Origin of the sequence: Enterobacter cloacae complex sp. P17RS (assembly GCF_014895885.1) — a bacterium.
Lineage (GTDB): Bacteria > Pseudomonadota > Gammaproteobacteria > Enterobacterales > Enterobacteriaceae > Enterobacter > Enterobacter bugandensis.
The window spans coordinates 234441-250060 of the sequence record NZ_JADBQK010000009.1 but is presented as its reverse complement, the minus strand read 5'-3'; the positions used below and the strand labels follow the sequence as shown (position 1 = coordinate 250060).

The following is a 15620-nucleotide window of genomic DNA, read 5'->3' as shown; positions in this document are numbered from 1 at the left end:
GGAGAAAGGATGAAACTGTCACGCGTGAGTGCCGTTAACTGGAACAAGATTCAGGACGATAAAGACCTGGAGGTGTGGAACCGCCTGACCAGCAACTTCTGGCTGCCGGAAAAGGTGCCGCTCTCCAATGATATTCCAGCCTGGCAGACGCTGAGCCACGCCGAACAGCAGCTGACAATCCGCGTCTTTACCGGCCTGACGCTGCTGGACACCATTCAGAATACCGTCGGTGCGCCCGCGCTGATGAGCGACGCGCTGACGCCGCACGAAGAGGCGGTGATGTCGAACATCAGCTTTATGGAGGCGGTACATGCCCGCTCCTACAGCTCGATTTTCTCGACGCTGTGCCAGACCAAAGACGTGGACGCGGCCTACGCCTGGAGTGAAGAGAGCGCGTCATTGCAGCGCAAGGCTGAACTGGTGCTGGAGTATTACCGCGCCGACGAGCCGCTGAAGAAGAAGATCGCCAGCGTGTTCCTGGAATCCTTCCTCTTCTATTCCGGCTTCTGGCTGCCCATGTACTGGTCGAGCCGGGGCAAGCTCACCAACACCGCCGATTTGATTCGCCTCATTATCCGTGACGAGGCGGTGCACGGGTATTACATCGGCTATAAGTATCAGAAAGGGCTTGAGAATGTCAGCCCGGAAAAACGCGAGGAACTCAAAGGGTTCGCCCTCGATTTGCTGATGGATCTGTATGACAATGAGTTGAGCTATACCGAAGAGCTGTACGCCGGAACGGGCTGGGAAGAGGACGTGAAGGCGTTTCTCTGCTACAACGCGAACAAAGCGCTGATGAACCTGGGCTACGACGCGCTTTTCCCGCCGGAGATGGCGGAGGTAAACCCGGCGATCCTCGCGGCGCTGTCGCCCAATGCGGACGAAAACCACGATTTCTTCTCCGGGTCCGGATCGTCGTACGTGATGGGTAAAGCGGTGGAGACAGAAGATGAGGACTGGGATTTTTAATGTATGAATTAACGTTCATTAATTAAATATAAATCTCATTATTTCCACACCACTATTTCACCAGGCACTACACTGTAATTTCCCCGTCATATTCGCCTGATTCACACCGATTCAGGCGAATTTCCCGACGCAGCAGCAAAAAATTGAGAAAAATTCAAACCGCCCTCAGCCCTTTATTCATGGGAAATTCAGCCGTTTCGCTTGCAGCAAAATTCCGGCGTCAGGCCAACTCAGGGTTGTCTCAGATTCTCAGTATGTTAGGGTTATGCCCGTTAACAATTTACCATGGTAATCATATCGACATAAACAAATAACAGGACACTCTCTATTGCATGGCAATTAAATTAGAAGTGAAAAATCTTTATAAAATATTTGGCGAGCACCCGCAGCGCGCATTCAAATATATTGAGAAAGGCCTTTCGAAAGAGCAAATTCTGGAAAAAACCGGGCTGTCGCTTGGCGTTAAAGACGCCAGTCTGGCCATTGAAGAAGGCGAGATTTTTGTCATCATGGGGTTATCCGGTTCGGGTAAATCCACTATGGTTCGCCTTCTCAATCGCCTGATTGAACCCACCCGCGGACAGGTGCTGATTGACGGCGTGGATATCGCCAGAATCTCAGACGCAGAACTCCGCGAGGTGCGCAGAAAGAAGATCGCAATGGTGTTTCAGTCATTCGCGCTGATGCCGCATATGACGGTGCTCGATAATACCGCCTTCGGTATGGAATTAGCCGGCACGCCTGCTCAGGAACGTCAGGAAAAAGCCCTGGATGCTTTGCGTCAGGTTGGGCTGGAAAATTACGCTCATGCCTACCCGGACGAGCTTTCGGGCGGGATGCGTCAGCGCGTCGGATTAGCCCGCGCGTTAGCCATTAATCCAGACATATTATTAATGGATGAAGCCTTCTCCGCTCTCGATCCTTTAATTCGCACCGAGATGCAGGATGAGCTGGTAAAATTACAGGCCAAACACCAGCGCACCATTGTCTTTATTTCTCACGATCTCGATGAAGCCATGCGTATTGGCGACCGCATTGCCATTATGCAAAATGGCGAAGTGGTGCAGGTCGGTACGCCGGATGAAATTCTGAATAATCCGGCGAATGATTACGTGCGCACCTTCTTCCGCGGCGTGGATATTAGCCAGGTATTTAGCGCGAAAGATATTGCCCGCCGAACGCCAAACGGCATTATTCGAAAAACGCCAGGCTTCGGCCCGCGCTCCGCGCTGAAGCTGTTGCAGGATGAAGACCGTGAATACGGTTATCTGGTTGAACGCGGCAATAAATTTGTCGGCGTTGTCTCCATCGACTCTCTGAAAAACGCCCTGAGCGAAAACCAGGGAATCGATGCGGCGTTGATTGATGCTCCACTTGCCGTGGATGCCGAAACGCCGCTTAGCGAGTTGCTCTCTCACGTGGGTCAGGCGCCTTGCGCCGTGCCGGTTGTCGGTGAAGAACAACAGTACGTTGGCATCATCTCAAAACGGATGCTGCTACAGGCTTTAGATCGCGAGGGGGCAAACAATGGCTGATCAATCAAACCCATGGGGTACCACTGAAGCTGCGGACAGCGCGGCGCAATCTGCCGATGCGTGGGGTTCCACGCCCGCACCTGCCGACGGCGGCGGCGCGGCGGACTGGCTCAACAGCGCACCCGCACCTGCGCCAGAGCATTTCAATATTATGGATCCGTTCCACAAGACGCTGATCCCGCTGGACAGCTGGGTGACAGAGGGGATCGACTGGGTCGTTACCCATTTCCGCCCGGTGTTCCAGGGGATCCGCATCCCGGTGGATTACATCCTGAACGGCTTCCAGCAGCTGATGCTGGGCATGCCGGCGCCCGTGGCGATAATCCTGTTCTCGCTGATCGCATGGCAGTTCGGTAGCGCGGGTATGGGCGTCGCCACGCTGATCTCCCTGATCGCCATCGGCGCGATTGGCGCGTGGTCTCAGGCGATGATTACCCTGGCGCTGGTGCTGACCGCCCTGCTCTTCTGCATTGTCATCGGCCTGCCGATGGGGATCTGGCTGGCGCGCAGCCCGCGGGCGGCGAAGATTATTCGTCCCCTGCTGGATGCGATGCAGACCACCCCGGCGTTCGTCTATCTGGTGCCTATCGTGATGCTGTTCGGCATCGGTAACGTGCCGGGCGTGGTGGTGACCATTATCTTCGCCCTGCCGCCGATTATTCGCCTGACGATCCTGGGCATTAACCAGGTGCCGGCGGATCTGATTGAGGCCTCGCGCTCGTTCGGCGCCAGCCCGCGTCAGATGCTGTTTAAGGTTCAGCTTCCGCTGGCGATGCCGACCATTATGGCGGGCGTTAACCAGACGCTGATGCTGGCGCTGTCCATGGTGGTGATCGCCTCGATGATCGCCGTTGGCGGTCTCGGCCAGATGGTGCTGCGCGGTATTGGCCGTCTTGATATGGGGCTGGCGACCGTCGGCGGCGTCGGGATTGTGATCCTCGCCATTATCCTTGACCGCCTGACCCAGGCTGTCGGTCGTGATTCACGCAGTCGCGGCAACCGTCGCTGGTACACCACCGGCCCTGTCGGGTTACTGACCCGCCCATTTACAAAATAAGGAACAACGATGCGACATAACGTACTTTTTGCCACAGCGTTTGCCACCCTTGTCTCCACCAGCGCGTTTGCCGCTGACCTGCCGGGCAAAGGCATTACCGTGCAGCCGGTGCAGAGCACCATTTCGGAAGAGAGCTTCCAGACCCTGATCGTCAGCCGCGCGCTGGAGAAGCTGGGCTATACGGTCAACACGCCGAGCGAAGTGGATTACAACGTGGGCTACACCTCGATTGCTTCCGGTGATGCCACCTTTACCGCCGTGAACTGGCAGCCGCTGCACGACGACATGTATGCCGCCGCAGGTGGCGATAAGAAATTCTATCGCGAAGGTACCTTCGTGACCGGCGCGGCGCAGGGTTATCTGATCGACAAGAAAACCGCTGATAAGTACCACATCACCAATATTGAGCAGCTGAAAGATCCGAAGATCGCCAGACTGTTCGACACCAACGGTGACGGAAAGGCCGACATGATGGGCTGCTCGCCGGGCTGGGGCTGCGAAGCGGTGATTAACCACCAGAACAAAGCGTTCGATCTGGCGAAAACCGTCGACGTGAGCCACGGCAACTACTCCGCGATGATGGCCGACACCATTGCCCGCTTTAAGGAAGGCAAGCCGGTGATCTACTACACCTGGACGCCGTACTGGGTGAGCGACGTGCTGAAGCCGGGCAAAGACGTGGTGTGGTTACAGGTGCCCTTCTCCTCCCTGCCGGGCGAGCAGAAAGATATCGACACCAAACTGCCGAACGGCATGAACTATGGCTTCCCGGTGAACACTATGCACATCGTGGCGAACAAAGCCTGGGCGGAGAAAAACCCGGCTGCGGCGAAGCTGTTCTCGGTGATGAAGCTGCCGCTGGCGGACATCAACGCCCAGAATGCGATGATGCACGCGGGCAAATCCTCTGAGGCGGATGTTAAGGGCCACGTGGATGGCTGGATCAAAGCCCACCAGCAGCAGTTTGATGGCTGGGTGAAAGAAGCGCTTGCGGCGCAGAAGTAAAAACACAACACAACCTTACCCCTCCCCCCAGCCCGTCCCCCCCTCTGGGGAGAGGGTTAGGGTGAGGGGATTAACCGCACAAACACACACATAACAATTCCCCAACATTCACAATCATTGGTTATTATGTTTCCGGAAACTAATCACTTAACTCACGATTCCTGAAACTAATGACAAAAACATCTCAGGGGCTTAGCCCCGCACTCATCCTTTTAATGTCCGTGGCAACGGGTCTGGCAGTCGCCAGCAACTATTACGCACAACCTCTGCTTGATACTATCGCGCGCGCCTTCGATCTTTCAGCCAGCTCCGCCGGCTTTATCGTCACCGCTGCGCAGCTCGGCTATGCGGCAGGGCTGCTGTTCCTGGTGCCATTGGGCGATATGTTTGAGCGCCGGATGCTTATCGTCTCTATGACGCTTCTGGCGGCAGGCGGCATGCTGATCACCGCCAGCAGCCAGTCGCTGACGATGATGATCGTCGGTACCGCGCTAACGGGGCTTTTCTCCGTCGTCGCGCAAATCCTGGTGCCTCTCGCCGCAACGCTCGCCTCGCCGGAAAAACGCGGCAAAGTGGTCGGCACTATCATGAGCGGCCTGCTGCTGGGCATTCTGCTGGCGCGAACCGTTGCCGGGCTGCTGGCAAGCCTCGGCGGCTGGCGCACCGTCTACTGGGTGGCGAGCGTATTGATGGTGGTGATGGCGCTGGCGCTGTGGCGCGGGCTGCCGAAGGTGAAGCAGGAGAACCACCTGAATTACCCGCAGCTTCTGGCCTCCGTGTTTAGCCTGTTCACGCAGGATAAACTGCTGCGCACCCGCGCTCTGCTGGGGTGTTTAACCTTCGCCAACTTCAGCATTCTCTGGACGTCAATGGCGTTTCTGCTGGCAGCACCGCCGTTCAATTATTCCGAAGGGGTGATTGGTCTGTTCGGTCTGGCCGGTGCCGCCGGTGCATTGGGCGCTCGCCCGGCAGGCGGGCTGGCTGATAAAGGCAAATCGCACATGACCACGACAGCCGGACTGATTTTGCTCCTGCTCTCCTGGGCGGCCATCTGGTATGGGCACGTCTCGGTGCTGGCGCTGATCGTCGGTATTCTGGTGCTCGATCTCACCGTACAGGGTGTTCACATCACCAACCAGACCGTGATTTACCGCGTGAAGCCCGAGGCGCGTAACCGCCTCACGGCCGGATACATGACCAGCTACTTCATTGGTGGTGCGGCGGGTTCGTTAATATCAGCGTCGGCGTGGCAGCATGCCGGCTGGTCAGGTGTGTGCGGGATAGGGGCACTCGTCGCCGCACTTAACCTGGTTGTATGGTGGCGCGGCTATCATCGTCAGGAAGCAATTCATTAAGTTTTACATTGCTTTGGGCCTCTTAGGGTGTAAAGGGGCCCGGCAGTCTGTTAATGTAAACGTAATCATTTATCCCAGAAATTTTAATGTGGGTGACATATCTACAATTGGCATGAATAGTTCAGACCCCCGTCCCCACATCCTCTCTTCAGCGGGTTTATACCCTACGCTTTCTGTGCTCACCGGGTCACGGACTTACCCGGCGCTCTTTGATGGTGGCATTCGTTTGGCGGATATAACCGCACAAATAATTCATTTACATTATTTGTCACCATCGTTACTATATCGGCTGTAATTAATGAGGTTATGCCCAAAATGGATAGTTCGTTTACGCCCATTGAACAAATGCTTAAATTCCGCGCCAGTCGTCATGAGGACTTCCCGTATCAGGAAATCCTGCTGACCCGCCTGTGCATGCACATGCAGGGTAAACTGCTGGAAAATCGTAATAAAATGCTGAAAGCTCAAGGGATTAACGAGACGTTGTTTATGGCGTTGATTACGCTGGAGTCTCAGGAAAACCATAGCATTCAGCCTTCTGAGCTGAGCTGCGCGCTGGGATCGTCCCGTACCAATGCGACCCGTATTGCCGATGAGCTGGAAAAGCGCGGCTGGATTGAGCGCCGTGAAAGCGATAACGATCGCCGCTGCCTGCATCTGCAATTGACCGATAAAGGTCACCAGTTCCTGCGTGAGGTGCTGCCACCTCAGCACAATTGCCTGCACAAACTCTGGTCTGCCCTCAGTACTTCCGAGCGCGACCAGCTTGAGCATATCACTCGCAAGCTGCTCACCCGTCTGGACCAGATGGATGAAGAAGGCGCTGTTCTTGAGGCGCTGCGCTAACGCGACGACACGCTCAACAATCCAGATTTATATAAGAAAACCGACAGGCCAGCACGTCACACTGCTGGCCTTTCTGACAACAGGTCGGCTCAGCCGATGTGAAAATAAGAAGATCGTGGAGAACAACAATGAGCGCAAATGCGGAGAGCACTACCCCGCAGCAACCGGCCAATAAGAAAGGCAAACGTAAAAGTGCCCTTCTTCTGTTGACCTTGCTCTTTATTATTATTGCCGTGGCATATGGGATCTATTGGTTTTTAGTATTGCGTCATGCAGAAGAGACTGACGACGCATACGTGGCAGGGAACCAGGTACAGATTATGGCGCAGGTGTCGGGCAGCGTGACGAAAGTCTGGGCTGACAATACCGACTTTGTGCAAAAAGGCGATGTGTTGGTGACCCTCGATCCAACCGACGCCCAGCAGGCCTTTGAGAAAGCCCAGACCGCGCTGGCCTCCAGCGTCCGTCAGACCCGCCAGCTGATGATCAACAGTAAACAGCTGCAGGCCAATATCGACGTGCAGAAAACCGCACTCGCGCAGGCGCAGAGCGACCTGAACCGCCGTGTACCGCTCGGCACCGCTAACCTGATTGGCCGTGAAGAGCTGCAGCACGCGCGCGACGCGGTTGCCAGTGCCCAGGCACAGCTGGACGTGGCGATTCAACAGTACAACGCCAACCAGGCGATGGTGCTCGGCACCAGCCTCGAAAACCAGCCCGCCGTACAACAGGCGGCGACTGAAGTACGCAACGCATGGCTTGCCCTGCAGCGTACCAAAATCGTCAGCCCGATGACCGGCTATGTCTCCCGCCGTTCCGTCCAGCCAGGGGCGCAGATTAGCCCGACCACGCCGCTGATGGCGGTCGTGCCGGCAGACAACCTGTGGGTAGACGCCAACTTTAAAGAGACGCAGCTCGCCCATATGCGTATCGGCCAGACCGCAACCGTGGTCAGCGATATCTATGGCGATGACGTGAAGTACACCGGGAAAGTGGTGGGTCTGGATATGGGGACCGGCAGCGCTTTCTCCCTGCTGCCTGCGCAAAACGCCACCGGCAACTGGATCAAAGTGGTTCAGCGTCTGCCCGTGCGTATCGAGCTGGATGCCAAACAGCTGGCGGATCACCCGCTGCGTATCGGCCTCTCAACGCTTGTGACGGTCGATACCGCCAACCGCGACGGTCAGATCCTGGCAAGCCAGGTGCGTAGCAGCCCGGTTTATGAAAGTAACGCCCGTGAAATTAGCCTCGATCCGGTCAACAAACTGATCGATGACATCGTGAAGGCAAACGCCGGTTAATCCGAAGGTGAGCGTTATGCAACAGCAAAAGCCGCAAAAACCGCTGGAAGGCGCGCAGCTGGTCATTATGACCATTGCGCTGTCGCTGGCGACATTCATGCAGGTGCTGGACTCCACCATCGCAAACGTGGCGATCCCAACCATCGCCGGCAACCTTGGCTCGTCGCTGAGCCAGGGGACCTGGGTCATTACTTCGTTTGGGGTGGCAAACGCCATCTCCATCCCTATCACCGGCTGGCTGGCGAAGCGCGTCGGTGAGGTGAAGCTGTTCCTCTGGTCCACGGTAGCGTTTGTTCTTGCCTCCTGGGCGTGCGGCATGTCCAGCAGCCTGACGATGTTGATTTTCTTCCGCGTCATTCAGGGGATTGTCGCCGGGCCGCTGATCCCGCTGTCGCAGAGTTTGTTGCTGAGCAACTACCCCCCAGCAAAACGTTCGGTCGCGCTGGCGCTGTGGTCAATGACCGTTATCGTCGCGCCTATCTGCGGACCGATTCTGGGCGGGTACATCAGCGATAACTACCACTGGGGCTGGATCTTCTTTATCAACGTACCGATTGGCGCCGTCGTGGTATTGATGACGCTGCAGTCGCTGCGGGGACGAGAGACGCGTACCGAACAGCGCCGTATCGACAGCATCGGGCTGGCGCTGCTGATCCTGGGTATCGGCAGTCTGCAGATCATGCTCGACCGCGGTAAAGAGCTCGACTGGTTCAACTCGCAGGAGATCATCATCCTGACCATTGTCGCGGTGGTGTCGATAAGCTTCCTGATTGTCTGGGAGCTGACGGACGACAACCCAATTGTCGATCTCTCGCTCTTCAAATCGCGAAACTTCACCATCGGCTGCCTGTGTATCAGCCTCGCCTATATGCTCTACTTCGGCGCGATTGTTCTGCTGCCGCAGCTGTTGCAGGAGGTGTATGGCTATACCGCGACCTGGGCGGGGCTGGCCTCAGCGCCCGTTGGGGTGATCCCGGTTCTGCTGTCGCCGATTATTGGCCGCTTCGCCCACAAGCTCGACATGCGTCGGCTGGTGACGTTCAGCTTCATTATGTACGCCGTGTGCTTCTACTGGCGCGCGTATACCTTTGAGCCGGGAATGGACTTTGGCGCCTCGGCGTGGCCGCAGTTCATTCAGGGCTTTGCGGTGGCGTGCTTCTTTATGCCGCTGACCACCATTACGCTCTCTGGCCTGCCGCCTGAGCGTCTGGCGGCGGCATCAAGCCTGTCGAACTTCACCCGTACGCTAGCGGGTTCCATCGGGACGTCGATCACCACCACCCTGTGGACCAACCGTGAATCGATGCACCACGCCCAGCTGACCGAAGCGGTGAACCCGTACAATCCGAATGCCCAGCAGATGTACAGTCAGCTTCAGGGCATGGGGATGACGGAGCAGCAGGCATCCGGCTGGATTGCCCAGCAGATCACCAACCAGGGGCTGATTATCTCGGCAAACGAGATTTTCTGGATATCGGCGGGGATCTTCATCGTCCTGCTGGGGCTGGTGTGGTTTGCCAGACCGCCGTTTGGCGCCGGTGGCGGCGGCGGAGGGGCGCACTAATTCGCGTTGTCCAGAACGCGACAGCGATTGTCAGTTTCGATAAAGCAGCGCTCCTGAAATCAATTCACGATAGTGAAAAGACAACAGGAGCGCATCATGCTGAACACACCCGCCGACAAATACCAGCCTTATCCCACCGTTTCATTGCCCGACCGCCGCTGGCCGGAGCAGACCATCACCCGCGCGCCGCGCTGGCTCTCGACAGACTTACGCGACGGCAACCAGGCGCTTGCCGAGCCGATGGACAGCGCGCGCAAGCTGCAGTTCTGGGATTTGCTGCTGGGCTGCGGATTTAAAGAGATTGAGGTCGCCTTCCCGTCCGCCTCGCAGACCGACTTCAACTTTGTCCGCCAGCTTATCGAAGAGAACCGCATTCCGGATGACGTCACGATTCAGGTGGTAACACAGGCGCGGGAAGATCTCATCCATCGTACTTTTGAATCCCTGCGCGGCGCGAAGCAGGCCACCGTCCACCTGTATAACGCCACCGCCCCGCTGTTCCGCCGCCTGGTGTTCGGTATGGAGAAAGCGCAGATCGTCGAGCTGGCCACCCGCGCCACGCGGCTTATCCGCCAGCTTTGTGAAGAGAACCCTGAAACCCGCTGGCAGTACGAGTACTCCCCGGAAACCTTCTGCTTTACCGAGCCGGAGTTTGCGCTGGAGATTTGTGAAGCCGTGGCGGAGATCTGGCAGCCGTGCGATGAACGGCCAATGGTGATCAACTTACCCGCTACCGTCGAGGTCAGTACGCCGAACGTCTATGCCGATCAGATCGAGTATTTCTGCCGCCACTTCAGCCGCCGCCGCGACGTGTGCATCAGCGTGCATCCGCATAACGACCGCGGAACGGGCGTCGCCAGCGCGGAGCTGGCGGTGATGGCCGGGGCCGACCGCGTAGAGGGCTGCCTTTTTGGCAACGGCGAACGCACGGGCAACGTTTGCCTGGTAACGCTGGCGATGAACCTCTACAGCCAGGGCATTAGTCCCAATCTGGACTTTAGCGATATGAATCGGGTGGTCGAAACGGTAGAGACCTGCAACCAGTTGCCTGTCCATCCGCGCCATCCGTGGGCAGGACGGCTGGCCTATACCGCCTTCTCCGGCTCGCATCAGGACGCCATCAAGAAAGGCTTTGATACCCGCAGGCCTGGCGATCGCTGGGAGATGCCCTATCTGCCCGTCGATCCGCAGGACATCGGCCGCACCTACGAAGCGGTGATCCGCGTGAACAGCCAGTCAGGAAAAAGCGGCAGCGCCTGGCTTATTGAGCAAAACCACGGCCTGAAGCTGCCCCGCGCCCTGCAGCAGGATTTTAGCCAGCACGTGCAGCAGGAAACGGATCGCCACGGGAAAGAAATGACGCAGAACGCGCTGTGGCAGCTTTTCCGCACCCGCTACGGGCTGGTAACGACGCCGCAGCTGGCGCTGCAATCCTACCGCAGCGACGGCCAGCAGGACGGCCAGCTGCGGCTGACGGCAAGCGTCGTCACGCAGGGGGGAACGCGCCAGCTGGAGGGTCAGGGCAATGGTCTGCTCTCCGCTGCCGCGCAGGGCCTGAGCCGCTGGGTCAACGCGCCGTTTGTGATTAAGGATTATCACGAACATACGCTGGGCGAACGCAGCGACAGCCGTTCGGTGGCCTATATCCGCTGCCTGTTCCAGGACGGCACCAGCAGCTGGGGCGTGGGCATTGACAGCGACGTGGCGCGCGCGTCGCTTCAGGCGCTGTTTAACGCGGTCAGTCGTTCTTAAAGTAATCGCTGGGTGAGATACCCATCGTCCGGCGGAACATCGCCGTAAAGGCGCTGTGGCTGCCGTATCCCAGATCCAGCGCCACGCGCAGCACCGGCTGGCCCTGCGCCAGCCGCACTAAGGCTTCCAGCAGGCGCGCCCTTCTCACCCACTCGCCGTAGCTTAGCCCGGTCTGCTGCTGAAAATGGCGGTTCAGCGTACGCTCGCTCATGCCGAGCAAGCTCGCGCTCTGTTGACCGCTCCAGCTTTCACCTGGTAACTGACGGACCTGCCGACACAGCTGGCGTAACGCTTCACTTTCCGGTTCCGGCAGGTGAAACGGCAGCACCGGCATGATGCGAATTTCATCCAGAATGAGCTCATACACGCGCTCGTCACGGCTTCCCGGCGAGTACGACTCCGGTAGCGTCAGGGAGGTGAGGATCAGCTCGCGCAGCAGCGGGGAGATCTGCACGATCTGACAGGTCGCCGGGAGATCGGCTCGCGCCAGCGGATCGATAAACAGCGTGCGGGCTGCAACGTTGCCGGTGATGCGAAGCGAGTGCTGTGTCCCCGCCGGTAGCCAGACGCCGCGCCCGGGCGGCACTACCCAGCAGCCGGATGCGGTATCGACCCGCACGACGCCCGTCAGGCTGTGCAGCAGCTGCGCGCAGTCGTGTTCATGCCACGGCTCGCTATCGCCATGAGCATAATCATGCGAAAACGGCACAAGCGGGCGATGGGTAAAGGAGAAGGTGGTGGTTGTCGTCATGAGGATTTTAGGCCCGGCCAGCGAAGCGCCACCGGGCATCCACAGGCACAATACTAGATGTGCAGCTCCTGCAGTTTTTCTTTTGGCAGGGCCAGCTCTTCATTGCTGTTTACGCGAACGTCACGCTCGATGATGTGACGGGCAATTTCCTGGGCTTCTTCCAGAGAGTGCATCTGGTAAGTGCCGCACTGGTAAACGTTCAGCTCAGGGATCTGGTTCTGCTCTTTCACTTTCAGCACGTCTTCCATCGCCGCTTTCCACGCATCGGCGACGCGTTTCTCTTCAGGCTGACCAATCAGGCTCATGTAGAAGCCGGTACGGCAACCCATCGGAGAGATGTCGATGATCTCAACGCCGTTGCCGTTCAGGTGGTCACGCATGAAACCGGCGAACAGGTGTTCCAGGGTGTGAATGCCTTTCTCCGGCATCACTTCTTTATTCGGCACGCAGAAGCGCAGATCGAAGACGGTGATCGTGTCGCCGTGCGGGGTGTGCATGGTCTTCGCCACGCGGACTGCAGGTGCTTCCATACGGGTATGGTCGACAGTAAAGCTATCTAATAACGGCATACGTCACCTCCGATAGTGATTTTTTTTAAAATAAACTGAACTCTTCTACAGAATGCACGTCTGAGTATATGAAAGACGCGCATTTGTTATCATCATCCCTGAATTCAGAGATGTATATTTTGGCCACAGCGATGTGGCCTTTTTCTTTTCTGCTTAAGCCTGCTTCGCCAGAAACGCCTCAAACGACTCCGTATCCGCCGCTTCAACCTCTTTCTGACGCACCAGGGACGCGTCGCGCTCCGCGACAAAATCCGCTTCGCTCAGGATCTCTAACGGCTCCTGCATCAGCATCTCACGGTACTCCGCTGAGAGTGAACGCCCCGTGCCGCCAATCCCCTGCTCGATCATGGTGCGCAATATGCGCGCAGAGAACGTCAGTTCCGGGTTATCAAAGCATTCCACCAGCTGGTCGCAAATCTGTTGATACGCGTCGCCGCCGTCGATGCTGTCCAGGGTGCGGGCAACACGCTTCAGGTCACGGAACAGATCCTTACCAACCTTAGCCAGCGGGAACTGCGCTGTTTCGCAGCCAATACCCAGCGTCAGACCCGGTTTACGGCCTTCCAGAATCACGCGGTTCCAGTTCGTGCGCGTACAAAGCAGTTCGTCTGAACTCATTTCCGGCGCATCCGCCAGCGCGCACCAGACCATAAACAGATCCAGGAAGCGAACCTGCTGCTCGTCAACGCCAATCGGTGAGAACGGGTTGATGTCCAGCGAGCGCACTTCAATGTATTCAATGCCGCCGCGCTGCAGCGCATCCGACGGCGTTTCACCGCTGCGCGTCACGCGCTTCGGACGAATTGGCGCATACAGTTCGTTTTCAATCTGCAATACGTTACTGTTGATTTGCAGGCGCTTTCCGTCTTTTTCAAGGCCGATTTTCGCGTACTCTTCCGACGGAGTTTTAATCGCCCGCTTCAATCCTGCCACATATTCGTGCAATTCGTTAAACGTAATACCGAGATTGCTTTGCGATTTATTGGTATAGCCCAGATCGCTCATGCGCAGAGAAGTCGCGTACGGGAGATAGTACATGCCGCACTCGGTTTTTTCGAACGGCAGCGTGGTCGGTTTCCCCTGCAGGAACGATGAACAAATGGCAGGCGACGCGCCAAACAGATACGGAATCACCCAGCCAAAACGGTAATAGTTGCGGATCAGACGGAAATAACCGGCGGAGATCGCTTCTTTATCCGTTTCTCCCCCCTTCGCCTGCCAGAACGCCATCGGCAAAGAGAAATTGTAGTGCACGCCAGAGATCGTCTGCATCAGCGCGCCGTAGCGATTTTTAAGACCTTCGCGATAGAGCGTTTTCAGCCGACCAATGTTTGACGTGCCGTACTGCGCCAGCTCAATCTCCTGGCCCTGCTCGATATAGCACGGCATGCTGAGCGGCCACATACGCTCATCGCCGAGATTGCGCGCGGTGTAGCGATGGATGTCGCGCAGGATCGTCAGCATATGATCAATATCGCCGTCCACCGGCGTAATGAACTCCAGCAGCGCTTCAGCGAAATCGGTTGTGATCCATTTATGTGTCAGCGCCGAGCCTAACGCCTTCGGGTGACCCGTCGTCGCTAAGCTACCGTCCGCGTTAACGCGCAGCGTTTCACGCTCAAGACCACGCTGAATACCCTTCAGAGCCTGAGGGTGGTTTTCCAGCCAGGCCAGCGCCTGAGATACGTCCGGGATCAAATTGACCTCCCGCCTGTCAAAGTAATGTTACTCAGCATAATTGTAATGGTTGACGATTGAAGGTCGCGTATTCATTCCACCAATTAGTGCCACCACGTCATACCCTGTAGTGTTGCCCACGCCACGAGAACATAGCGCAACGCCTTGCCAAGGCACAAAAAAAAGAGCACCGGTCCCCAGGAGATGCGCATCCATCCCGCCAGCAGACACAGTAAATCGCCTATTACAGGCATCCAGCTTAATAACAGCGTGGCAGCGCCATAGCGTTTTAGCCAGCCGACTGCCTTTTCCTGCCAGCGCGATTTTTCGCGCAGCGGAAAGAAACGCCCAAGAATAACGTTAGTCAGCCCTCCAAGGCTATTACCCATTGTTGCTATTAATACAAGCAGCCAGGGCTGACTCACGCCGGACAACAGCATCGCCACCAGTACCACTTCCGAATTTCCCGGTAACAGCGTGGCGCTTAGAAAACTGCTGGCGAATAATGAGGCAAGTGACAGCGCGTCACTCACAGTAAGCGCACATCCACCGCCGCCATTCCGGCATCACGCGCGGCCTGAATACCGAAGTCGGCATCTTCAAACACGACGCATTTTGCCGCCGGTACGCCCATTAATTCTGCGCAAAGCAGGAAGGTGTCCGGCGCGGGCTTGTGATTTTTAACATGATCGGCGGCCACCACGGCAGAAAAATAGTGGCGCAGGCCAAGATGGTTGAGCAACGCTTCTGCTATCGCGCTCTCGCTGCCCGTCCCGACAGACATCGGGCGACGCCCGTGCCACTCTTTTACCACATCAATCAGTGGCAGAGGGCGTACGGTATCTAAAAGCATGGCTTTTACCGCATCGGTTTTTTCACGCGCGAGAAGGTGTGGGTCGAGATCGGCCTGATTCAGTTCAATCACGGCCTGCGCAATACGCCAGGTTGGGGATCCGTTGAGGGCAATCATCGCCTGAAGGTCGAAACGCATGCCGTAGCGGCCAAGGACCTCGGTCCAGGCTTGACGATGCGTGGGTTCAGTATCCAGGATGGTGCCATCCATGTCGAAGATCAAACCGTCATACTGTGCGTACATCGTGCTCTCGCTAAACGATTAACAAAGCATTACTTTATCGTAAAAGGGGGTTTTTGTCGCTGATTGAGAAGTGATAACTACGAGAGTGATTAAGAACTAAACATCGAAGGGAATAACAGAAGGGATGGTGCATCCGGGAGGAT

14 protein-coding genes are annotated in these 15620 nt (G+C 57.0%); 9 read left to right on the top strand and 5 right to left on the bottom strand.

The window, feature by feature from the left end:
* Nucleotides 1-9 precede the first annotated feature (9 nt).
* The 9 genes from nrdF (at nt 10) to leuA (ending at nt 11384) form a co-directional block, all read left to right on the top strand.
* Entirely contained in the window at nt 10-969 is a 960-nt protein-coding gene (gene nrdF, locus IM265_RS09830) for a class 1b ribonucleoside-diphosphate reductase subunit beta (RefSeq protein WP_126344975.1), read from the top strand.
* 332 nt (nt 970-1301) lie between these two features.
* Nucleotides 1302-2504, top strand: a complete 1203-nt coding sequence (proV, locus tag IM265_RS09825; RefSeq protein WP_028014177.1) for a glycine betaine/L-proline ABC transporter ATP-binding protein ProV — start codon at nt 1302-1304, stop codon at nt 2502-2504.
* Nucleotides 2497-3561 carry a glycine betaine/L-proline ABC transporter permease ProW gene (gene proW, locus IM265_RS09820; RefSeq protein ID WP_028014178.1) on the top strand — a complete coding sequence of 355 codons (1065 nt, stop codon included), beginning with the start codon at nt 2497-2499 and terminating at the stop codon, nt 3559-3561. The genes proV and proW overlap by 8 nt, the downstream gene beginning before the upstream one ends.
* Before the next feature lie 9 nt (nt 3562-3570).
* Nucleotides 3571-4566 carry a glycine betaine/L-proline ABC transporter substrate-binding protein ProX gene (proX, locus tag IM265_RS09815; RefSeq protein ID WP_045260894.1) on the top strand — a complete coding sequence of 332 codons (996 nt, stop codon included), beginning with the start codon at nt 3571-3573 and terminating at the stop codon, nt 4564-4566.
* Nucleotides 4567-4736: 170 nt separating this feature from the next.
* A complete protein-coding gene (locus IM265_RS09810) occupies nt 4737-5921 on the top strand; it encodes an MFS transporter (protein WP_028014180.1) in 1185 nt (394 codons plus the stop codon).
* A 315-nt stretch (nt 5922-6236) separates the two neighbouring features.
* On the top strand, nt 6237-6767 hold the full coding sequence (gene mprA, locus IM265_RS09805) for a transcriptional repressor MprA (protein WP_041911975.1): 531 nt from the start codon (nt 6237-6239) through the stop codon (nt 6765-6767).
* A 128-nt stretch (nt 6768-6895) separates the two neighbouring features.
* Complete coding sequence (gene emrA, locus IM265_RS09800) at nt 6896-8068, top strand: multidrug efflux MFS transporter periplasmic adaptor subunit EmrA (RefSeq protein WP_021241959.1); 1173 nt, start codon at nt 6896-6898, stop codon at nt 8066-8068.
* Between the two features lie 16 nt (nt 8069-8084).
* Nucleotides 8085-9632 carry a multidrug efflux MFS transporter permease subunit EmrB gene (gene emrB / locus IM265_RS09795; RefSeq protein ID WP_028014182.1) on the top strand — a complete coding sequence of 516 codons (1548 nt, stop codon included), beginning with the start codon at nt 8085-8087 and terminating at the stop codon, nt 9630-9632.
* 96 nt (nt 9633-9728) lie between these two features.
* Entirely contained in the window at nt 9729-11384 is a 1656-nt protein-coding gene (gene leuA, locus IM265_RS09790; protein ID WP_193031113.1) for a 2-isopropylmalate synthase, read from the top strand.
* Here leuA and IM265_RS09785 read toward each other — a convergent pair.
* The 5 genes from IM265_RS09785 to yqaB form a co-directional block, all read right to left on the bottom strand.
* The gene (locus tag IM265_RS09785) at nt 11371-12135 is read right to left on the bottom strand and encodes a helix-turn-helix domain-containing protein (protein ID WP_028014184.1); all 765 of its coding nucleotides are present in this window, start codon (nt 12133-12135) and stop codon (nt 11371-11373) included. The two genes, leuA and IM265_RS09785, sit on opposite strands and share 14 nt — an antisense overlap.
* Before the next feature lie 53 nt (nt 12136-12188).
* Nucleotides 12189-12704, bottom strand: a complete 516-nt coding sequence (gene luxS, locus IM265_RS09780) for an S-ribosylhomocysteine lyase (protein WP_008499539.1) — start codon at nt 12702-12704, stop codon at nt 12189-12191.
* A gap of 153 nt (nt 12705-12857) precedes the next feature.
* Entirely contained in the window at nt 12858-14402 is a 1545-nt protein-coding gene (gshA, locus tag IM265_RS09775) for a glutamate--cysteine ligase (protein WP_041908520.1), read from the bottom strand.
* An 83-nt stretch (nt 14403-14485) separates the two neighbouring features.
* A complete protein-coding gene (locus tag IM265_RS09770) occupies nt 14486-14914 on the bottom strand; it encodes a YqaA family protein (RefSeq protein ID WP_008499541.1) in 429 nt (142 codons plus the stop codon).
* Nucleotides 14911-15477, bottom strand: a complete 567-nt coding sequence (gene yqaB / locus IM265_RS09765) for a fructose-1-phosphate/6-phosphogluconate phosphatase (protein ID WP_028014186.1) — start codon at nt 15475-15477, stop codon at nt 14911-14913. Before yqaB ends, IM265_RS09770 begins: the two co-directional genes overlap by 4 nt.
* Nucleotides 15478-15620 lie beyond the last annotated feature (143 nt).